The organism is Pseudomonas sp. TSO6 (assembly GCF_056098905.1).
In genome coordinates this window covers 137,529-156,895 of record NZ_JBLZWV010000069.1, presented here as the reverse complement: position 1 = coordinate 156,895, position 19,367 = coordinate 137,529, and the positions used below count along the sequence as shown (strand labels likewise).

General features: G+C 61.9%; 17 protein-coding genes and 1 riboswitch. Of the genes, 7 read left to right on the top strand and 10 right to left on the bottom strand.

Translation table 11 applies throughout. From position 1 onward, the window contains the following. The first annotated feature begins 64 nt into the window (after positions 1–64). The 3 genes from ACN6NG_RS27590 to ACN6NG_RS27580 all read left to right on the top strand — a co-directional run bounded on the left by ACN6NG_RS27590 (position 65) and on the right by ACN6NG_RS27580 (position 3,339). The gene (locus ACN6NG_RS27590) at positions 65–1,921 is read left to right on the top strand and encodes a flavin monoamine oxidase family protein (RefSeq protein ID WP_474317202.1); all 1,857 of its coding nucleotides are present in this window, start codon (positions 65–67) and stop codon (positions 1,919–1,921) included. A gap of 256 nt (positions 1,922–2,177) precedes the next feature. Next, positions 2,178–2,729, top strand: coding sequence for a cytochrome b (locus ACN6NG_RS27585; protein WP_063423358.1), 552 nt, complete (start codon positions 2,178–2,180; stop codon positions 2,727–2,729). A 31-nt stretch (positions 2,730–2,760) separates the two neighbouring features. Next, the gene (locus ACN6NG_RS27580) at positions 2,761–3,339 is read left to right on the top strand and encodes a YceI family protein (protein ID WP_063423359.1); all 579 of its coding nucleotides are present in this window, start codon (positions 2,761–2,763) and stop codon (positions 3,337–3,339) included. A gap of 54 nt (positions 3,340–3,393) precedes the next feature. Here ACN6NG_RS27580 and ACN6NG_RS27575 read toward each other — a convergent pair whose 3' ends face one another. The 6 genes from ACN6NG_RS27575 to ahcY all read right to left on the bottom strand — a co-directional run bounded on the left by ACN6NG_RS27575 (position 3,394) and on the right by ahcY (position 11,644). Next, entirely contained in the window at positions 3,394–5,004 is a 1,611-nt protein-coding gene (locus ACN6NG_RS27575; protein WP_474317197.1) for a M60 family metallopeptidase, read from the bottom strand. 157 nt (positions 5,005–5,161) lie between these two features. Further along, positions 5,162–7,057: an RNA helicase RhlE2 gene (locus tag ACN6NG_RS27570; RefSeq protein WP_063423360.1), complete on the bottom strand. Its 1,896-nt coding sequence runs from the start codon at positions 7,055–7,057 to the stop codon at positions 5,162–5,164. A 217-nt stretch (positions 7,058–7,274) separates the two neighbouring features. Beyond that, positions 7,275–8,063 carry a substrate-binding periplasmic protein gene (locus tag ACN6NG_RS27565; RefSeq protein ID WP_063423361.1) on the bottom strand — a complete coding sequence of 263 codons (789 nt, stop codon included), beginning with the start codon at positions 8,061–8,063 and terminating at the stop codon, positions 7,275–7,277. A 47-nt stretch (positions 8,064–8,110) separates the two neighbouring features. After that, on the bottom strand, positions 8,111–9,187 hold the full coding sequence (locus ACN6NG_RS27560; RefSeq protein ID WP_353456413.1) for a hypothetical protein: 1,077 nt from the start codon (positions 9,185–9,187) through the stop codon (positions 8,111–8,113). A 93-nt stretch (positions 9,188–9,280) separates the two neighbouring features. Next, on the bottom strand, positions 9,281–10,126 hold the full coding sequence (gene metF, locus ACN6NG_RS27555; protein ID WP_016501958.1) for a methylenetetrahydrofolate reductase [NAD(P)H]: 846 nt from the start codon (positions 10,124–10,126) through the stop codon (positions 9,281–9,283). Between the two features lie 108 nt (positions 10,127–10,234). Further along, positions 10,235–11,644 (bottom strand): adenosylhomocysteinase, encoded by a 1,410-nt coding sequence (gene ahcY, locus ACN6NG_RS27550; RefSeq protein WP_063423363.1) that lies wholly within the window; start codon positions 11,642–11,644, stop codon positions 10,235–10,237. A 20-nt stretch (positions 11,645–11,664) separates the two neighbouring features. Beyond that, a riboswitch (S-adenosyl-L-homocysteine riboswitch) is annotated at positions 11,665–11,761 on the bottom strand. 178 nt (positions 11,762–11,939) lie between these two features. Between ahcY and ACN6NG_RS27545 the strand changes: the two genes are divergently transcribed. After that, entirely contained in the window at positions 11,940–12,341 is a 402-nt protein-coding gene (locus ACN6NG_RS27545; RefSeq protein WP_016501956.1) for an acyl-CoA thioesterase, read from the top strand. 35 nt (positions 12,342–12,376) lie between these two features. Here the strand turns inward: ACN6NG_RS27545 and ACN6NG_RS27540 are convergent, their stop codons facing one another. Further along, a complete protein-coding gene (locus ACN6NG_RS27540) occupies positions 12,377–13,612 on the bottom strand; it encodes a cation:proton antiporter (RefSeq protein WP_049272981.1) in 1,236 nt (411 codons plus the stop codon). Between the two features lie 291 nt (positions 13,613–13,903). On the opposite strand from ACN6NG_RS27540, the gene ACN6NG_RS27535 reads away from it, so the two are divergent. Both ACN6NG_RS27535 and ACN6NG_RS27530 read left to right on the top strand, forming a co-directional pair. Next, positions 13,904–14,737 (top strand): DMT family transporter, encoded by an 834-nt coding sequence (locus ACN6NG_RS27535; protein ID WP_016501954.1) that lies wholly within the window; start codon positions 13,904–13,906, stop codon positions 14,735–14,737. Positions 14,738–14,763: 26 nt separating this feature from the next. After that, positions 14,764–15,150, top strand: a complete 387-nt coding sequence (locus ACN6NG_RS27530; RefSeq protein ID WP_016501953.1) for an MAPEG family protein — start codon at positions 14,764–14,766, stop codon at positions 15,148–15,150. A gap of 111 nt (positions 15,151–15,261) precedes the next feature. On the opposite strand, the gene mltA is transcribed toward ACN6NG_RS27530, so the two are convergent. After that, complete coding sequence (gene mltA / locus ACN6NG_RS27525) at positions 15,262–16,413, bottom strand: murein transglycosylase A (RefSeq protein ID WP_474317188.1); 1,152 nt, start codon at positions 16,411–16,413, stop codon at positions 15,262–15,264. A gap of 119 nt (positions 16,414–16,532) precedes the next feature. Between mltA and ACN6NG_RS27520 the strand changes: the two genes are divergently transcribed. Further along, positions 16,533–16,979 carry a c-type cytochrome gene (locus ACN6NG_RS27520; RefSeq protein ID WP_063423365.1) on the top strand — a complete coding sequence of 149 codons (447 nt, stop codon included), beginning with the start codon at positions 16,533–16,535 and terminating at the stop codon, positions 16,977–16,979. A 128-nt stretch (positions 16,980–17,107) separates the two neighbouring features. On the opposite strand, the gene ACN6NG_RS27515 is transcribed toward ACN6NG_RS27520, so the two are convergent. Continuing rightward, positions 17,108–17,500, bottom strand: coding sequence for a DUF1090 domain-containing protein (locus ACN6NG_RS27515; protein WP_063423366.1), 393 nt, complete (start codon positions 17,498–17,500; stop codon positions 17,108–17,110). 132 nt (positions 17,501–17,632) lie between these two features. After that, positions 17,633–19,330, bottom strand: coding sequence for an NAD-dependent DNA ligase LigB (ligB, locus tag ACN6NG_RS27510; RefSeq protein ID WP_474317184.1), 1,698 nt, complete (start codon positions 19,328–19,330; stop codon positions 17,633–17,635). Between the last annotated feature and the right edge of the window lie 37 nt (positions 19,331–19,367).

Genomic DNA, 19,367 nt, shown 5'->3' with positions numbered 1-19,367 from the left:
GCATCTTCCCGGGGCATTCCTGCCTCTCCCCGTTTCTGTAACCTCTGACTCGGAGTCCGCCGACATGGCTGCTGCTTGGGTGCGCCTGTGCGCGTTGGTATTGATTGGTGTCTCCAGCGGCGCCGCGCTGGCTAAGGACAAGACGCCCACGGCGATTGTCGTGGGTGGCGGCCTGGCGGGCCTGACGGCAGCGTACGAGCTGCAGAACAAAGGCTGGCAGGTGACCCTGCTGGAGGCCAAGTCGGGCATGGGCGGGCGTTCGGGCCTGGCCACCAGCGAGTGGATCGGCAATGCCAAGGCGCAGCCGGTGCTCAACCAGTACCTTGACCGTTTCAAGCTAGAAACACTGCCAGCACCGGAGTTCGTGCGTACCCCCGGTTACCTGATCGACGGTGAGTACTTCAGCGCCACCGACCTGGCCACCAAGCAACCGGCTACCGCCGAAGCGCTCAAGCGCTACGAGAAAACCCTTGATGACCTGGCCCGTTCGATCGATGACCCGCTGAGCCCGCAGGCAACCAGCACGCTGTTCGCCCTCGACCAGATCAACGTCTCCACCTGGCTGGACAAACTTCAACTGCCGGCCACCGCCCGTCAGTTGGTCAACCAGCAGATCCGTACCCGTTACGATGAACCGTCGCGCCTGTCGCTGCTGTATTTCGCCCAGCAGACCCGTGTGTACCGCGGTGTCAGCGACCGTGACCTGCGTGCCGCGCGCCTGCCCGGTGGCAGCACGGTGCTGGCCCAGGCCTTCGTCAAGCAGCTGAAGACCATCAAGACCAGCTCGCCGGTCACCGCCATCGTCCAGGACAAGGATGGCGTAACGGTAAAAGTAGGCAGCGTCGGCTACCAGGCGGATTACCTGGTCATGGCCGTGCCGCTGCGTGCCCTGGCCAAGATCCAGATGACCCCGGGCCTGGACACCCAGCACGTGGCGGCGCTCAGAGGCACCAACTATGGATGGCGCGACCAACTGATGCTCAAGTTCAAGAAGCCCGTGTGGGAAAGCCGCGCGCGCATGTCGGGCGAAATCTTCAGTAATGCCGGCCTCGGCATGCTGTGGATCGAGCCAGCGCTCAAGGGCGGCGCCAACGTGGTGATCAACCTTTCCGGCGACAACGCCCGCCTGCTGCAGGCGTTCGGCGACAAGCAGATGGTCGATCAGGTGCTGATCCGCCTGCATGCGTTCTACCCGCAGGCCCGTGGTGCTTTCACCGGTTACGAGGTCAAGCGCTACAGCACTGACGCCGGTACCGGCGGCGCTTACCTGGCCTATGGCCCGGGGCAGATCAGCAAATACTGGCGCCTGTGGGAGCGCCCGGTGCAGCGCATCACCTTTGCCGGTGAACACACCGATGCCCTGTACCCGGGCACCTTGGAAGGCGCCCTGCGCAGTGGCCAGCGTGCGGCCAGCCAGGCACAGGACCTGTTGGCCGGGAAGTCGTTCGACCCCGCCAAGGCGGTGCCGGTTGCGGCGGCAGGAGCCGCGGCGGCCAAGGACAGCAAAGGCGGGTTCTTCTCCAATATGTTCGGTGGTTCGTCCGACAAGGCCGACAAGGCTGACAAACCGCCGGTCAAGGCTGAGCCGAAGCAGGCCGAAGAGGCCAGGCAGGACAAGCCAGGTTTCTTCAAACGCCTGTTTGGCGGGGCGGATACGCCAGAGGTGAAGGCTGAGCCAATCGCCAAGGCAGAGGAAGTGGCGCCGGCACCTGCGCCTGCTCCCCAGGCCGCGCCAGCTCCGGCAGCGCCTGCACCTGTCATCAAGGAAGCGGCTTCCAAGCCTGCGGCAACCAAGGCCGCCGCGACCAAGCATGCGCCGGCGCACAAGCCGGCGCACAAGCCTGCCGAAACCAAGAAGGCAACTGCCAAATCCGAGCCGACCAAGAAACCTGTGGCCAATACCCAGGCCAAGGCTGGCTGATTGATCGACAGTGCCGGCCCCTTCGCAGCACAAAGCTGCTCCTACAGGCACCGCATACCCCTGTAGGAGCAGCCTTGTGCTGCGAAGAGGCCTGCACTGGCAACCTCAACTTCCCCGACTATCGTTAATGTTTCCTTAATGGCAAGCTTACAGAATACATATCGGATTTCTCGATAAACCGAAGCAACTTTTTCCGCTTTTCTTCGATACGTTACGCGTTAGTCTGTGCACAGCTTTCACGGGGATACACGCCAACATGCAACTGCGCAATTCACCTTCTCGCTACGGCGTGGTCAGCATCATCCTGCACTGGGGCGTGGCGCTGGCAGTGTTCGGCCTGTTCGGCCTGGGCCTGTGGATGGTCGGCCTCGACTATTACAGCCCTTGGCGCAAAGCCGGCCCGGACCTGCATAAAAGCATCGGCCTGGTGTTGCTGGCGGTGATGCTGCTGCGGGTAGTCTGGCGTTTCATCAGCCCGCCACCACCTGCCCCCGCCAACCATGGCGCAGTCACGCGCCTGGCGGCCAAGCTTGGCCATCTGGCCCTGTACCTGGGTCTGTTTGCGGTAATGGCTGCCGGATACCTGATTTCTACCGCCGACGGCGTCGGCATTCCGGTGTTTGGCCTGTTCGAAGTGCCGGCACTGATCAGCGACCTGCCTGACCAGGCAGATGTTGCGGGTGTGATTCATCTTTGGCTGGCCTGGGGCCTGGTGATTTTTGCCGTGCTGCATGCCCTGGCAGCGCTCAAGCACCATTTCATCGACCGTGACGCGACCCTGAGCCGTATGCTGGGCCGCAAAGCTTGACTCTCAACCTCAATTGCAAGGAATAGAAAGGATGTTGAAAAAGACTTTTGCCGCTCTGGCGCTCGGTACCGCCCTGTTCTCCGCTGGCCAGGCCATGGCAGCCGATTACAAGATCGACAAGGAAGGCCAGCACGCGTTCGTCGACTGGAAGATCAGCCACCTGGGCTACAGCTTCATCCACGGTACCTTCAAGGACTTCGATGGCGCCTTTACCTGGGACAGCGCCAAGCCTGAAGCCAGTAAAATCAATGTCGACCTGAAAACCGCCAGCCTGTGGTCGAACCACGCCGAGCGTGACAAGCACATCGCCAGCGCCGACTTCCTGGATGTGAAGAAGTATCCAGACGCCAAGTTCGTGTCCACCGCTGTCAAATCGACCGGTGACAAGACCGCCGACGTGACTGGTGACCTGACCCTGCACGGCGTGACCAAGCCCGTCACCTTCAAGGCCACCTTCAACGGTGAAGGCAAGGACCCGTGGGGCGGCGAGCGTGCTGGTTTCAACGCCACCACCACCCTCAACCTGAACGACTTCGGCATCAAGGGGCCGGGTGCAACGTCGCAGACCCTGGACCTGGATATCAGTGTTGAAGGTGTGAAGCAGAAGTAATTGGCCCTGCTCTGGTGGAAATGAGCGCCGCCCCTGTGGGGCGGCGTTTTTACTTCATGGGTTATCAGAAAGCCCGATGTAGGGTTCGTGGTCGATCAGCCCAGTGGGGGGCAGTGGCAAGTCTAGCGCTTCCAGCGCCTTCCAAGTCGCATCGCTTTCTTCGATGACTCCCCAATCAGCAAAAAAGTTGGCCAGATTACATCTGGCGGCCTCGCATAGCGACGAAGTAAGTGTGATTAGAGTATTTTGCGCAGGCGGGTTTTCCCGGATAGTACGATTCCAATCGGTCAGAAAGCTCGTGCCGAATGCCACGCGCAATTGTTCAAAGAGCGCATAGTGGTCAGGAGCGTTCAGAAACTCCTTCTCCTCGCGGGGTTTAGCCAACCACTTTTTGATTGATGGCCATCGTTGGCGAAAATCATCGACGTGATCGTTTTTGTGCCTCCGGGCAACCGCCGCTGCATAAATATTCACGCTCACTTCATTGAACATAGGAGAAACGCTGTTCATTCGCGATTGAAAATGGTGACCGTACTCGTGCAAGGCTACCCAGCGCTGGTGTGCCTGGCCACCTACCAATGAATACATGTACGCATTGTTTGGGTCAGTTCCATGAGGGAGAGCAATGTAACCCGTGCTCGCGTGTGGGCTGAAGGATGACATCGACTCAACCGCGTAGATCCACATTTTGCTCTTGCTGTGAATGGGCGAGGAACCATCAAGGCCTGCGGCCTCAGCCTCGATTTCCAGAGCTTTCTCATGAGACCTTACAATATCCCCGACATCTTCAGGGGCATATCCTCGGTAGGTGTCAGCGTACGCGGCTATGACCACGTGATTTCCGACAAGCTCCACTTGGGTCATTCGGTCGCTTTCTTTAAGCATGCGGTGCCAGTCGTCTGGGGGGGTCTGGCCGAGTACAAAGTAAGGGATGGGTTCGGTTTGAGGGCCCAGTAAAACTCTAAAGTCATTTGAACCGTTGTTGCGAAAATGAAGCGCGCCGCCATTCGGGCCGGAGGTGAAGATGTTTTGCCCTTTCGTCAACGCGAGCTCAAGCATGTTCTCGGTCTGTTTGCTCCTGTCCCGTTTCTCCGCAAGGCCCTGGGTCCCGATACAGACAAAGCCCTCAGGATCATTACCAATCACCCAAATAATGAACAGAGTCTCGCGCGGTACCCAGTAGCCGCTAGGTTGATAGTCCGCCCATTGTATGTTCCAGTTGTAAAAATTTTGATCTTCAGCTTTGTTTGCGGTTGTGTGGACAGTAATGGAGCGCGGATGGACGAACGCATCTGTTGCACATAGCATTTGTGAAGTTAAACCGTTGCTTATGACTCGGGCATGAATATTTTTGCCCATCAGATACGTCGGCGGGACATCACTGTTGTGAAACGTGCCGTCTGAGGCGACGCTGGCGATGCCTTTCCATGTGCCGTGGGAGAATAGTTCAACAACCCCACCGCTCGCTGAGGTTGAGCCACGCACGTCAACGGTCTTCCCTATCCGGAGCGATAAGCTAGTAAAGAACAGGGTGTCGGAATGTGGAGTGTTTTGATCTGTTTGATGCAGGTGAGCTTTACTGTCCTGCACGCTGTTCGCACAAGTGCCGCATTGCCATTTTTGACTTGGGGAGCCTGCTATCTCGCTAGCTTCTTTCGAATACATGATGGCCAACTTCAGAGGTGTGAGTAATCAGTCTCATCCGTTTGCGATAGCGAGGCTACTGGCAAAAATAACAGGTACCAGGCTCGCCTATGGGCCGATTTGCGAGCTCCCAGGGGCATAAAAGCCGCCCAGTCAGGCGGCTTTTTCATAACAGCTATCAGCCCTTGCGGGTCAGCAGCGCTGGGCGCTCACCGCGCGGGCGGCTTGGCAGGTCATCCAGTTGCTCAGGCGTCGGGAAACGGTCGAGTTTGGATTCCTTGCGGATGATCACCGGCTGTTTTTCCGGCTGGCGCTGGTTGCTCACGGCCGGCTCTTGCCGGGCAGCATCGTCACGGTTCGGGCGACCACGGCCACCGCCGCCATCACGACGGGCACCGCCACCGTTGTTGGCGCGGGGCGGGCGTTTTTCGCCGCCGGCACTGCCACCATTGCGTTGCTGGCCGCCACTGCGAGCCTGGCCCTGGCCCCCGGTGTTGCTGCGTTGGCCGGTACCCTGGGCTTGGCCAGCACCACCGCCTGGGCGGCGATTGCGGCCCTGGTTCTTGCCTTGGTACGGGCTGACATAGTCGGCACGGTTGCCGAAGTTGTCGACGTCGTCGTCCAGGAATACTTCCGGGTCGCGGTTAACCTGTGCTTTAGGCTCGCTGTTGCTGCTGGCCTGCTGCTGTGGCTGGCGCGGCTTTTTATCACGCGGTTTACGCGGCTGCTGTTGCTTGTCGCCGCTCTTTTCCTTGTCGGCCGGCTTGTCGGCAGCCTGTGGCTTGGCCCTGCCTTTATCCTTGCCTTTGTCCTTGCGGCCGCCGTTGGAGTCTTTACCACCTTCGCCACGGGCCTGCTGGTTGCGACCGCCACGGCCGTTGCCCTGCGGGCGCTCGCGTACTTCGGGTTTCTCGGCTTCCACCTGGCTGGCGTCAAAGCCCATCAGGTCGCCGTCCGCGATCTTCTGCCGGGTTACCCGCTCGATGCTCTTGAGCAGCTTTTCTTCATCCGGTGCGACCAGCGAAATGGCCTCGCCCGAACGACCGGCGCGGCCAGTACGACCGATACGGTGTACGTAATCTTCCTCGACATTCGGCAGCTCGAAGTTGACCACGTGGGGCAACTGGTCGATGTCCAGGCCGCGGGCGGCGATGTCGGTGGCGACCAGTACGCGCACGCTGTTGGCCTTGAAGTCGGCCAGGGCCTTGGTGCGGGCGTTCTGGCTCTTGTTGCCGTGAATCGCGGCGGCGGTCAGGCCTTGTTTTTCAAGGTACTCGGCCAGGCGGTTGGCGCCGTGCTTGGTACGGGTAAACACCAGTACCTGTTCCCAGGCACCCAGGGTGATCAGGTGTGCCAGCAGCGCACGCTTGTGGCTGGCGGGCAGGCGGTAGACGCGCTGCTCGATACGCTCGACGGTGGTGTTCGGCGGCGTGACCTCGATACGCTCCGGGTTGTGCAGGAGCTTGTCGGCGAGGTCGGTGATGTCCTTGGAGAAGGTGGCCGAGAACAGCAGGTTCTGGCGCTTGGATGGCAGGCGTGCCAGTACCTTCTTGACGTCGTGGATGAAGCCCATGTCGAGCATGCGGTCGGCTTCGTCGAGCACCAGGATTTCTACATGGGCAAGGTCGACCTTGCCTTGGCCGGCCAGGTCGAGCAGGCGGCCCGGGCAGGCAACCAGCACGTCAACGCCTTTGGCAATCGCCTGGACCTGCGGGTTCATGCCAACGCCGCCGAAGATGCAGGCGCTGACCAGTGGCAGTTCACGGGCATAGACCTTGAAGCTGTCGTGCACCTGGGCTGCCAGCTCGCGGGTCGGGGTCAACACTAGCACGCGCGGTTGGCGCGGGCCGTGACGCTGCGACTTGTCGGGGTGGCCGGCCGGGAACAGGCGCTCGAGAATCGGCAGGGCGAAGCCGCCGGTTTTACCAGTACCTGTCTGTGCGGCAACCATCAGGTCGCGGCCTTGCAACACGGCGGGAATCGCCCGCTGTTGCACGGGGGTCGGCTGGGTATAGCCCGCAGCCTCGATAGCGCGGACAAGAGCCTCGGAGAGACCGAGGGAAGCAAAGGACATGGGCGATCCTGTTCTCGTGTGGGCTGGGCCCGTTGGGATGTTCTGCCTGGCGCGACGGGCATCGGTGGGATGCGATCGCGTCCGGTCCAGCTGGGCTTTCACTGCACATCCGGGAAACGGAGGGGAACGCCAGGGGGCGTCGGTGCCGATCGGGATGCCTGTTGCGAGGCCGAGCGTCCGGGCGTGAGCCGGGCGGGAAGGCCCGAGTATAACAGAGCTATGGCGCTGTGCTGCTTTCCTGCTGCTCAACGGCGTTGAGAATGTTTCCGATGTCGCCTGTGTACCGGTGGCTGATGGCGGCAAAGGCCGGTTCCTGCTTGAAACGCTGCAGTTCTTCGGCAAAGGCCAGGGCCAGTGTTTCGCGCCCCGGCTTGCGCACCAGTCCCAGGTACTGGGCCTGGCGGTTGATCACCAGCGGCAGTTCCTCGACTTGCTGTTCCATGCCCAGCTGCCGGATCAGGTAATGCCCGACCACGCGGTCGGTGATTGCCAGGTCGATACGGCCCAGCAGCAGTTTGCCGAAGTTGGCTTCCTGGGTCGGCGCTGCTTCACGTCGAAAATGTGTGGCCTGGTTGAACGCAGCGCCATAGGCGTAGCCGGGCGAGGTGCCTACGGTGAGGCCTGTGAGGTCTTCAGGGCCGGCCACGGCATGGCGGCGTGCACGGGCCTGGAACAGCACGAACTCGACCTCTGACATGGGTTCGGGGGCGTATACCAGATATGGGCGCCGGGTTTCGGTCTGGAAAATATCCAGAATCCCGTCCGCCAGGCCTTGCTCGATCATTGCCAGGCAGCGCTTCCACGGCAGGAACTGCCATTCCACCTCGACACCCAGGCGTTTGAATACCTCGGTGGTCACTTCGTAGTCGATACCGCGGGGCTGGCCGTCGTGCTGATAGACGTAGGGTGCCCAGTCATCGGAGACCAGGCGCAGGCGCTCGCCCAGAGCCAACGGGCTCAGGCAGGCGAGCAGCAGGATCCAGAACAGGCGGGCGACGAGTGGCATGGCCGCAGATTACGCGCTCGGCCGATTCAAGGCCAGCACCGGCCTGCTCAAGCCTGGGAAGACCTCAGCAGATATGCCTCGACATCTTTGCGACGTTCGCCCAGCGACAACCGCAGCCCCGGGTGGCGCAGGCATTGGCGCAGCCGCTCGGGCTCCATGTGGCCATGGCGTGCCTGGAGGTTTTCCAGGGCTTTGTCCCACCAGGCCGGCGCGCAGGCACGGTCGAATTCATTGGGATAGGGGTAGCAGCCATATAGCAGTTCGCGCGCGAACTGGCGCTCGTGGCTGGGCAGGGTCAGGCTCAGTGCCTTGTAACCCAAGCGGTGCAGGGTAGGGGGGCGCGGCAGTTGGTCGTTGACCAACGCAACGTCAGCCAGCGCTTTGGGGCCCAGCGGGTCATGGCCGTGCTTGCGCAGCCAGGCCTGGATCTTGGCGCGGAACTGGGCCTTGCGGCTCCAATAGTGGTGGATGACGTCGGTGCACTCGGCCACCTCCAGCGTGCGGTATGCCGCTACTGCCAGGCAGAACTCCTCGAGGGTATAGGCCTCGCGAGCCAAGGGGTAGAACTCGTCCATCATGTCGATGGAGCGGTCCAGGGTGCCGGCGTCCTCGGCTGTGAGGCCGATTACCCCAGAATTGACCAGTGGCATCTGGCAGTCGGCCAGGCCCCGGGTTTGCAGGATGGGCAGCAGGTTCCGGTACAGCAGGCATTTCTGGTTTGCGCCATAGCGCGAGCCGATGGCATTGCACAGCAGCTTGCCTGGGGCCACTCGGGCGAACAGGTGCAGCGGCGATGTGCGGAAGAAAGTGTCGGTGTCTATCAGCACTGCCAGCGGGTGTTGCTGCAGTACCTGGCGCAGCAGCACATGCTTGCTGCGAAAATGATAACCGTGAGGGGCGTTCCATGCCTGGCGCGTGGCTTCGTCCAGCAAGTGGACGGTGACGGGCAGCTTGGCGTAGGGCTGCGGGTTGTCGGTGTACACCTGGATGTCCAAGGCTTCGGCTGCTGTCGTCCCCAAATGGGCGAGCGCGCTGACGATGCTGAAGCAGGCTTCCTGATGATAGGTTGCCGGGCCAAAAGCCAGGTAGACAAGCTGTGGGCGCGATGGCTGGAAATGCTGCATGGCTGGCAAGACCTGTATAACCCGAAAATGATTAAGGCTTTAGTCTATGACCAAAGCCTTAATCATTTCTTAAGCAGACTTTGCCAAAAAGTTTCAGCGTGGCAGCTTCAGGTTGTTCCAGATCGCCAGGCTTGGCTCGGCCTGGTTCAAGGTGTAGAAGTGCAGGCCCGGTGCGCCGCCTTGCAGCAGCTGTTCGCACATGCGGGTAATCACTTCTTCGCCAAATGCCTGGATGCTGGCGGTGTCGTCGGCATAGGCTTCCAGCTGCTTGCGGATCCAGCGCGGGATCTCGGCGCCACAGGCGTCGGAGAATCGGGCCAGCTTGCTGTAGTTGGTGATCGGCATGATGCCGGGTACAACCGGGATGTCCACGCCCAGCTTCTGTGCGCGCTCGACGAAGTAGAAGTAGCTGTCGGCGTTGAAGAAGTACTGGGTGATGGCGCTGTCGGCGCCAGCCTTGACCTTGTGCACGAAGTTGGCCAGGTCGGTTTCGAAATTGCGCGCCTGTGGGTGCATTTCCGGGTAAGCGGCCACTTCCAGGTGGAAGTGGTCAGCGGTTTCCTGGCGGATGAACTCGACCAGGTCGCTGGCGTAGCGCAGTTCGCCACTGGCCATGCCCATGCCCGATGGCAGGTCGCCACGCAGGGCGACGATGCGCTTGATGCCGGCAGCCTTGTATTCCGCCAGCAGGGCGCGCAAGTCGTCCTTGGAGTCGCCCACGCACGACAGGTGCGGTGCGGCCGGTACCTTCACTTCGCTTTCCAGCTGCAGCACGGTGTTCAGCGTGCGGTCGCGGGTCGAGCCACCGGCACCGTAGGTGCAGGAGAAGAAGTCCGGGTTGTAGGTGGCCAGCTGGCGGGCGACGCCCATCAGCTTTTCGTGACCGGCGTCGGTCTTGGTCGGGAAGAACTCGAAACTGTAGCGGCGTTCTTGTGACATTACTCGTTCCTCAAGCAGCCTGCTTCAAGCGGCAGGCTGCAAGTAAAAGCCAGGGCGGTGTGGGCCGGCCTGGCTTGGGCATCGTTGCGAAGCGTTGCCTGCGACTACTTAGTAGCGGTAGGCGTGCGGCTTGAACGGGCCTTCGACGGTCACGCCGATGTAGTCGGCTTGCTGCTTGGTCAGCTTGGTAACCACGCCGCCGAAGCCGCGGACCATTTCCAGGGCCACTTCTTCGTCGAGTTTCTTCGGCAGTACTTCAACAGTCAGGCGCTCGGCTTTCTTCTCGGCCGACAGGTCGGCGTACTTCTGCTCGAACAGGAAGATCTGTGCCAGCACCTGGTTGGCGAACGAACCGTCCATGATGCGGCTTGGGTGGCCAGTGGCGTTACCCAGGTTGACCAAGCGGCCTTCGGCCAGCAGGATCAGGTAGTCGTCGTTCTGCGGGTCGAAGTCGCCAGCGCCGGTGCGGTGGATCTTGTGTACCTGCGGCTTGACCTCTTCCCAGGCCCAGTTCTTGCGCATGAAGGCGGTGTCGATCTCATTGTCGAAGTGGCCGATGTTGCAGACCACGGCACGCTTCTTCAGGGCCTTGAGCATGTTGGCATCGCAGACGTTGACGTTACCGGTGGTGGTGACGATCAGGTCGATCTTGCCCAGCAGGGCCTTGTCGATGCTGGCTTCGGTGCCGTCGTTGATACCGTCGATGAACGGCGAGACCAGCTCGAAGCCGTCCATGCAGGCCTGCATGGCGCAGATCGGGTCAACTTCGGTGACCTTGACGATCATGCCTTCCTGACGCAGGGACTGGGCCGAGCCCTTGCCCACGTCACCGTAGCCGATCACCAGGGCTTGCTTGCCCGACAGCAGGTGGTCGGTACCACGCTTGATGGCATCGTTCAGGCTGTGACGGCAGCCGTACTTGTTGTCGTTCTTGCTTTTGGTGACCGAGTCGTTGACGTTGATCGCCGGGACTTTCAGCTCGCCTTTGGCCAGCATGTCCAGCAGGCGGTGTACGCCAGTGGTGGTCTCTTCGGTTACACCGTGCACACGGTCCAGTACCTGCGGGTACTTCTTGTGCAGCAGCTCGGTCAGGTCGCCGCCGTCGTCGAGGATCATGTTGGCGTCCCATGGCTGGCCATCTTTCAGGATGGTCTGCTCCAGGCACCACTCGTACTCTTCTTCGGTTTCACCTTTCCAGGCGAATACCGGGATGCCGGCGGCGGCGATGGACGCGGCGGCCTGGTCTTGAGTCGAGAAGATGTTGCAGGACGACCAGCGCACTTCGGCACCCAGGGCTACCAGGGTTTCGATCAGCACGGCGGTCTGGATGGTCATGTGGATGCAGCCCAGGATCTTCGCACCCTTGAGCGGTTGCTCGGTCAGGTACTTGCGACGCAGGCCCATCAGGGCTGGCATTTCCGATTCGGCGATGATGGTTTCGCGACGGCCCCAAGCGGCCAGGGAGATGTCAGCGACTTTGAAATCGGTAAAACCAGCAGGCGTGTTTACAGCGCTCATGAGAGCCTCCATTCGTAGTGTGCGAATGGGCGCCGTTGTGCGTTAAGCGCCCGCGAGAGCGAGCAACGCCCCATCCGAGCCTGACAGGCCTAGCCTGCTGCAGCGCCCCTCGGACAGGTGGCGGGCATGGCGCCGCAGTGGGCGACCATGTGAAACGGCGCAGATTATAGCCGCGCGCGGCCACTTGCCCAAGGTTTTCTGTCGATTAATCGAGACGATAGTCGATGTTCAATGGAGCGATGGCGGCCGCTCTGCCATCATTGCTACACGTTAGCCAAGCAGGTCAGGAGTACAGATGAACTTTCACACCCGCAAGTGGGTTAAACCCGAAGACCTCAACCCCAATGGCACCCTGTTCGGTGGCAGCCTGTTGCGCTGGATCGACGAAGAGGCGGCCATTTACGCCATCGTCCAGCTGGGCAACCAGCGCGTCGTGACCAAATACATATCGGAAATCAACTTCGTCAGCGCTTCGCGCCAGGGTGACATCATCGAGCTGGGCATCACTGCCACAGAGTTCGGCCGCACCTCGATCACCCTCAAGTGCGAAGTGCGCAACAAGATCACCCGCAAGAGCATTCTGACCGTCGACAAGATGGTGTTCGTCAACCTCGGTGAAGACGGCTTGCCGGCAGCGCACGGGCGCACCGAGATCAAGTATGTCCAGGACCAGTTCCCGGACTCGGCCGTCGAGTGACGTTTTTTTGGGGCCGCAAAGCGGCCCCGAAGATCTTACGGCTGGGCGCTGACCTTGCGCACCACCCGCCCGATGCTCAAGCCCTGCACCAGGATCGACGACAACACCACGATGTAGGTGATCGACAGCAGCAGGTCACGCTCCGCGCCCAGTGGCAGCGACAGCGCCAGTGCCACCGACACCCCGCCACGCAGGCCGCCCCAGGTCAGCACCCGCACCGTGCCTTTGGGCACCGGGCGCCAGCGGCGCAGCAACACAATGGCCGGGGCCACGGTCAGCAGCCTCGACAGCAGCACCGCCAGCGCCAGCACACTGCCGGCCGCCAGGTGCATCCAGTTGAACGGCAACAGCAGCAGCTCAAGGCCGATCAGCGCGAACAGCAGGGCGTTGAGCATGTCATCGATCAGCTCCCAGAAACCGTCCATGTAGCGACGGGTCATGTCGTTCATCGCCAGGTTGCGCCCCAGGTTGCCGATGATCAGGCCGGCCACCACCATGGCGATCGGCGCCGAGACGTGCAGCTCGTAGCACATGGCCGAGCCGCCGATGACCAGCGCCAGCGTCAGCATGACTTCCACCTGGTACTGCTCGATGCTCTTGATCATGCGGTAGGTGGCGTAGCCGATCAGGCCACCAAACACCACGCCGCCAATGGCCTCGCGGGCGAACAGGATCGCCGTGTCGGTCATGCTCGGCGTTTCACCCAGCTGGATGATGCCCAGCAACACGGTGAACACCACCACCGCGGTGCCATCGTTGAACAGTGACTCACCGACGATGGTGGTTTTCAGCGGTTTGGAGGCGTTGGCGGTACGCAGCGCGCCCAGCACGGCAATCGGGTCGGTAGGCGAGATCAGCGCACCGAACAGCAGGCAGTAGATCAGTGGCACTTGCCAGCCGAACATCGCGAATACCCAGTGCGACAGGTAGCCGATGACCACGGTGGCAATCAGCACCCCGATTGTCGCGAGCAAACCGATCGGCCAGCGATAACTGCGCAGATCGCTGAGGTTCACGTGCAGTGCGCCGGCAAACAGCAGGAACGCCAGCATCCAGTGCATCAGCAGGTCGTTGAAATCGATCTGGTTCATCAGCCCTTCGACGCGTTCTTCCAGGCCAGGGAAGCCGATCAGGCTCAGGCCTTGCAGCATCAGGGAGAACAGCAACGCCGTGACCATCACGCCGATGGCGGGGGGCAGGCCGATGAAGCGGTAATTTACATAGGTAAGGAGGGTGGTGAGGCAGATAAACGCGGCAACTAATTCAAGCATCCCGAATCCTGTGACAGTGGCTTCCAAGTCGTTACCCGAATGGCTCGGGCAGTTCTTTGATGACCTGGCGCGGGGTTCGGGACACAAGCTTTGACCGGATTCGTTCCAATCGTTCCCATGTAAGGGGGCTGCTGCGCAGCCCAATCGCCGGCAAGCCAGCTCCCACATGTACTGCATCAACCTGGAAAGTGGCGCGGTCAATGTGGGAGCTGGCTTGCCGGCGATTGGGCCGCACAGCGGCCCCCGAACGCTATATATTCACAGCCTGAAAAGCCATAAGGACAAGAAGGCGTGTTGGCAACATCCCTGGTGCTGGTCGCCGCCCTGCTGCATGCGACCTGGAATACCCTGATCAAATTCAGCGGCGAGCGCTTGCTGGTGATCGCCAGCATGGACACGGTGGCGCTGGTATTCGCAGTGCTGGCTGTGGCCTTCGTCGATGTGCCGCCGGCTGAGATATGGCCTTGGCTGATAGCCTCGGCGCTGGCCGAGCAGTTGTACCGCTACCTGCTGATCAAGGCCTACCGCGTGGGCGACCTGGGGCTGGTCTATCCTCTGATGCGCGGGCTGTCGCCACTGGTGGTGCTGGGGCTGACGCTGGCCTTTGCCGGGGAGTCGCTGAGCCAGCAGCAGATCATCGGCATCCTGCTGATCCCGTGTGGCATGGCCTGCCTGTTGTGGCAGGGCGGCGGCGGTGACCGGCTGCCTTGGTCGATGCTGCCGGTGGTGGCCCTGATCGGCCTGTGCATCGGCTGCTACACCTGGTTCGACGGCCAGGCCGTGCGCTTGTGGGGTAAACCGTGGGACTACCTGGTATGGCTGACATTGCTCAGTGCCTGGCAATTCCCGCTGCTGGCCAGTGTGGCGCGGCGGGCACCGTTCGTCCTGTTCTGGCGAACGCAATGGCGCCTTGGGCTGGCGGTGGGGTTCTGCGTATTGTTCAGTTATGCCCTGGTGTTGTGGGCCATGCACCTGGGGTCAGTGGCCGAGGCGGCCGCATTGCGGGAGTTGAGCGTGATTCTGGTGGTGCTGCTGGGTATGCGCTACCTCAAAGAACCTTTTGGCGGGCCGAGACTCCTAGCTTGCGGGCTGGTCCTGGCAGGCATGCTGGTGATGAAGCTCTAACCCATTATCGAACAAGGAGTCTGAGCATGACCGTTGCCCTGTGGTGCATCCTGATCGCGCTGCTGCTGAACCCGCTGTGTGCCTTGATCGCCAAGGTGGCCAGCGGCCGGTTCGGCCTCAAGGACAATCACGACCCGCGAGCCTTCCTTGATACCTTGTCGGGCTTGCCACGGCGTGCCCATGCGGCGCAGCAGAATGGCTACGAGGCATTCCCGGCGTTTGCGGCTGCGGTGCTGGTGGCGGATATCGTCGGTAATGCCGAGCAGGTGACGCAGGATGTGCTGGGGGTGATGTACATCACCAGCCGCTTGCTTTACATCATCTGTTACCTGGCCGATTGGGCGGCCTTGCGCTCGCTGGTGTGGTTTGCCGGGTTGGCAATTATCGTGTCGTTCTTCGTGGTTTCCATCTGAAACCGCGTTGCTTTGTTCGCGGGCTTGCCCGCTCCCACAGGTACACCACAGTATTCAAGGGCTGTGGTGTACCTGTGGGAGCGGGCAAGCCCGCGAAGAATCCACCGCCGATCAAGGTACCTTAGGTACCTCAGGTAGTGGCTGGCCTTTAGGCCAGAGCATCCAGATCTGCCCCTGCTGCTTCATGTTCCCCGCCAGCTCGCCGGCTTCCGGCCCGGTGCCCCAGAACAGGTCGGCACGCACTTCGCCCGCAATCGCCCCACCAGTGTCCTGCGCACCCACCGGGCGCACCACTGGCGAGCCGTCCGGGCGCGTAGTGGAAAGCCACAACAGGCTGCCCAGCGGAATTACCTTGCGGTCGATGGCCACGCTGTAGCCCGCTGTCAGCGGTACGTTCAACGAACCGCGCGGGCCTTCGTTGCTGTCCGGGCGGGTGCTGAAGAAGACGTAGCTTGGGTTGCTGGCCAGCAGTTCTGGTACGCGTTGCGGGTTGGCCTGGGCCCAGGCATGAATGGCGCCCATGCTCACTTCTTCTTTTTTCAGCTGGCCCTGTTCCACCAGCCAGCGGCCGATCGGCCGGTAGGGGTGGCCGTTCTGGTCGGCGTAGCCCAGGCGCAGCTGGCTCCCGTCTTCCAGTTGCACCCGGCCAGAACCCTGGATCTGCAGGAATTGCAGGTCCATGGGGTCGGTCAGCCAGGCCAGCACCGGGGCCTTTACGCCGTCACGGTTGATGACTTCGGCAGTGTCGTATGGTTTGAGCACCCGACCGTCAAGACGGCCACGCAGGCGCTTGCCCTTCAGCTCGGGGTAGACGCTGGCCAGGTCGACCACGATCATGTCATCCGGGGGGCCGTAAACCGCCACATGGTTGGTGGCTGATTGGCTCAGGCTGCCGGGGTAGACCGGCTCGTAGTAACCGGTAATCAGGCCGTTGGCATTGTTCTCGGCGGAGCGCAGGCCATAAACCTGCAGATTCTGCTCAAGGAAGGTACGCACCTGGGCAGCGCTCGCCGTGTTGCTGCCGGCGGCTTCGCAGGTGGCGGCCCACACCGGGTCGCGCTTGAGCTTCTCACAGCCGCTGCGCCAGGCGTAGAAACCGGCCAGCAGGTCTTCGTCGCTGACTGCGGGCAGGTCTTTCCAGGTGGCCGGGGCGTAGGTGGCGATGGCGTGGGGCTCTGGCTTGGCGCTTTCGCCGCCGTTGCAGCCGGCCAGCAAAGCCAGCACTGGGAGTGTCCAGGCCAGGTGGCGCAGGGCAGATGTCATGTGTGCATTCCTGTCATGGGCGAACATGAAAATTCGCCCCTGTTTTTTATGTGGCTATTGGTGTTTGGCCCTTGGGCAGCGATACTGGCCGCCCATTTGCGTAGGCCGAAGTGAGCGTGATGTTGAAGCGATTGACCGTTGTTCTGCTGGCCGCCCTGGCCCTGAGTGGTTGTGACCGGGTTGACCCTAACTCGCCACTGGGCAAACGCAAGGTGATATTCAAGGACATGCTCAAGACCAGTGAAGACCTGGGCGGCATGCTGCGTGGCCGGTTGCCGTTCGACGGGCTGAAGTTTGCCGACGGTGCGCTCAAGCTGGACAGCCTGTCGCATCAACCCTGGCAGCACTTTCCGCAGGTGCGCGATGGCGGTGACAGTGCCGCGCGCGCAGAGGTATGGGAGCGTCAGGCGCGTTTTCATGACCTGGCCCGGCAGCTGGAAAGCGTCACGGGCGAACTGGTCGATGTCAGCCGCAGCCAGCCGCTGGACGCTGCACGGCTGAAAGCGCCGATGGACAAGGTCGAAGCGGCGTGCAAGGCGTGCCATACCGAGTTTCGTAATCATTGATGGCCTGCTGTGGCCTCATCGCCGGCAAGCCAGCTCCCACAGGTACTGCGCAGTAATTGAAGGCAGTGTGATACCTGTGGGAGCTGGCTTGCCGGCGATGAGGCCAGTAAGGGCAACGCAAATCGCTGTTAGCGATCCAGATCGTCCACGGCTTCCTGCAGTTCCTTACGCGATTCGGCAAGCTTGTCCTTGCGCTTGTTGATCTTCTCCGCGTCGCCTTTTTTCTCGGCTTTCTTCAGGTCTTTTTCCCGCTGCGCCACTTCGTGACGTGCATCCAGCACCTTCTGCTCACGCTCTTTGCGCAGGCTCGCGTCGGTGCAGTTGTCCACGCCACGCAGTGCTTCCTCCAGCCCGGCGACCTGGTCGCTGTTGCCGTGGTCGCGGGCGATTTTCAACTGGTTCTCGATGGCGCTGCGCTTGGCGGCGCAACCGGTCAGGCCTGGGTCCGGCTGGGCCGCTTGTACAGCTCCCGCAGCCAAACCCAGTGATGCGAGCAGGATAAGAGTCGAAATGCGTTTCATGAAAAGCCTCCTGAACGGGGCGGGGCAGCAAAAGTTGGTGGAAATCCTGCCTTGGTTTTGCCCATTTAGGAACCCTTGGTGAGGTTTTCGGCTTTAATCTCGGGTTTTTCCTACGAGCTAAATGGTAAAAAATCATTGCTCAATGCGCTGGGGGCTCGCGGGGAACCCCTCTATGCCGGTTTTCGCCAACCGTGCAGCAACGGCCTGCACCTCAGGAGCCGCGAAGAAATCCACAAGTTGGCGCGAGCGTTTTGCGCCGATGCCGGGCACGGTTTGCCATTGCCCGGGACTGCGTGAAGCCAGCTCTGCCCAGTCGCCTGTCAGTTGAAGATGCTTGCTGACGGGCGCGCCAATGCCGCGCAGCCACTGATCGAAAGGGCGTGAGCGCGCTTGGTCGAAGCTGCCCAGCAGCTGTGCCGCCGTCAGGCTGCTTATGCCGGGTACTTGCTGCAGGCGCTCGGCATCGAGATGCAGCCAGTCGGTCATCGACGTTACCAGGCCCGCTTCGACCAGCCGGCGCCATGTGCCGGGCCCGGTACGCGGCAAGGCCAGGCCTTGTTTTCCGCCAAGCCAGGCAAGCCGGGCAATGAACTGCTCTTCACAGCCTTCGCTGGCCTGCCAGCAGCTGTGGGCATGATGCTGGTCGGGTGCAGGCACGGCCAGTGGCTGGCGCTCGACAGCGCGGTGCACGACGTGGTCCAGGCGTGGAATGGTCAGCCCGGCCAGGCTGATGGCCACCTGGTCGCCGGGGCGAATATCCAAGGCTTGCCAGCGCCCCAGCGAGCCAAGGCTTACCTGGGAAATGCGCCGGTCATCGAGGGTTACCGGCTGCACATGCACAATGGGCGTGACCCTGCCGGTGCGGCCAACCCTAAAGCGCACGTCGCGCACCTCGGCCAAGGCTTGCACATAGGGGTATTTCCAGGCCGCGATCCAGTACGGCGCCTTGGCTTGCCAGCGCTGCGCGGGCGGCCGGCTGCCCTGGCGCAGGATCACACCGTCGGTGGCAAAGGGCAGGGGGGAGCGGTACCAGTGCTCACGCCAGTGTGCTGCGTCCTCCAGCGTGTCGATGGCGATGCTGTAACGCAGGCTGTCCGGGAACCCCAGTTGTGCCAGCTGTGCGAGGCGTTCTGCCTGTTGCCCGGGGCCCTGCGGCCAGCTCCACACAAACAGGCCGATCGTGTCCCCTTGCTCGGCGGTCAGGTGCTTGCGTGCGAGCAGCCCGGCCACAGTGCCGCGGGCGTTGGCACTGCCTGCCTTGGCTTGTACGTGTTCGTTCAGGCGCAGATACAGCTCACCTTGCAAGTGCTGGTCTACCGGCATGGGCAACTGTCGGGTGATTGCGCCGAGTTGTGGAATGTGTCGGCTCCAGTCATGGCCGTGTACACCGTCACCCCGGCTGGTCAGCTGTACCAATCGGCCCTGCTGGTAAGTGAGGGATACTGCAACACCATCGACCTTGGGCTGTACCCACACGCCGGTCTTGCCGGCCATCCATCGCGCCACGGCCTGGCGGTCTGCCAGCTTGTCGACGCCGGTATGGGGCACGGGGTGGGGGACCGGGCCGCGAGCGCTGGCCAAGGGGGAGGGGCTGCTGCCAATCGCGAAGCACTGCTGCAGGTGATTCAGGCGCTCGCGGCTCTGGTCGTACAGTTCGTCGGCCACGAGGGCTATGCCCTGGCGATGGTAGTGCCCGTCCCATCGGGCAAGCGTGGCGCGCAGTTGCGCAACTTCGGTCTCGGCCTGTTGCGGGGTCCAGTCGGGGCATGAGGTGGCGCTGGCCAGTGGGGTGTGTAGCGCAAACAGCAGGACAAGCAGCAGGTAAGGCATGGCCAGCATCCTTGCATGGCGGGTGAGTCCTCCAGCC

Excerpts from the sequence above, each read along its gene's own strand:
- ACN6NG_RS27515 (WP_063423366.1), bottom strand. The coding sequence starts at position 17,500 with ATGAAACGCATTTCGACTCTTATCCTGCTCGCATCACTGGGTTTGGCT.
- ACN6NG_RS27565 (WP_063423361.1), bottom strand. The coding sequence starts at position 8,063 with ATGCCACTCGTCGCCCGCCTGTTCTGGATCCTGCTGCTCGCCTGCCTG.
- ACN6NG_RS27580 (WP_063423359.1), top strand. The coding sequence starts at position 2,761 with ATGTTGAAAAAGACTTTTGCCGCTCTGGCGCTCGGTACCGCCCTGTTC.
- ACN6NG_RS27590 (WP_474317202.1), top strand. The coding sequence starts at position 65 with ATGGCTGCTGCTTGGGTGCGCCTGTGCGCGTTGGTATTGATTGGTGTC.
- ACN6NG_RS27560 (WP_353456413.1), bottom strand. The coding sequence starts at position 9,187 with ATGCAGCATTTCCAGCCATCGCGCCCACAGCTTGTCTACCTGGCTTTT.
- metF (WP_016501958.1), bottom strand. The coding sequence starts at position 10,126 with ATGTCACAAGAACGCCGCTACAGTTTCGAGTTCTTCCCGACCAAGACC.
- mltA (WP_474317188.1), bottom strand. The coding sequence starts at position 16,413 with ATGACATCTGCCCTGCGCCACCTGGCCTGGACACTCCCAGTGCTGGCT.
- ACN6NG_RS27545 (WP_016501956.1), top strand. The coding sequence starts at position 11,940 with ATGAACTTTCACACCCGCAAGTGGGTTAAACCCGAAGACCTCAACCCC.
- ligB (WP_474317184.1), bottom strand. The coding sequence starts at position 19,330 with ATGCCTTACCTGCTGCTTGTCCTGCTGTTTGCGCTACACACCCCACTG.
- ACN6NG_RS27520 (WP_063423365.1), top strand. The coding sequence starts at position 16,533 with ATGTTGAAGCGATTGACCGTTGTTCTGCTGGCCGCCCTGGCCCTGAGT.
- ACN6NG_RS27540 (WP_049272981.1), bottom strand. The coding sequence starts at position 13,612 with ATGCTTGAATTAGTTGCCGCGTTTATCTGCCTCACCACCCTCCTTACC.
- ACN6NG_RS27530 (WP_016501953.1), top strand. The coding sequence starts at position 14,764 with ATGACCGTTGCCCTGTGGTGCATCCTGATCGCGCTGCTGCTGAACCCG.
- ahcY (WP_063423363.1), bottom strand. The coding sequence starts at position 11,644 with ATGAGCGCTGTAAACACGCCTGCTGGTTTTACCGATTTCAAAGTCGCT.
- ACN6NG_RS27585 (WP_063423358.1), top strand. The coding sequence starts at position 2,178 with ATGCAACTGCGCAATTCACCTTCTCGCTACGGCGTGGTCAGCATCATC.
- ACN6NG_RS27575 (WP_474317197.1), bottom strand. The coding sequence starts at position 5,004 with ATGTATTCGAAAGAAGCTAGCGAGATAGCAGGCTCCCCAAGTCAAAAA.
- ACN6NG_RS27570 (WP_063423360.1), bottom strand. The coding sequence starts at position 7,057 with ATGTCCTTTGCTTCCCTCGGTCTCTCCGAGGCTCTTGTCCGCGCTATC.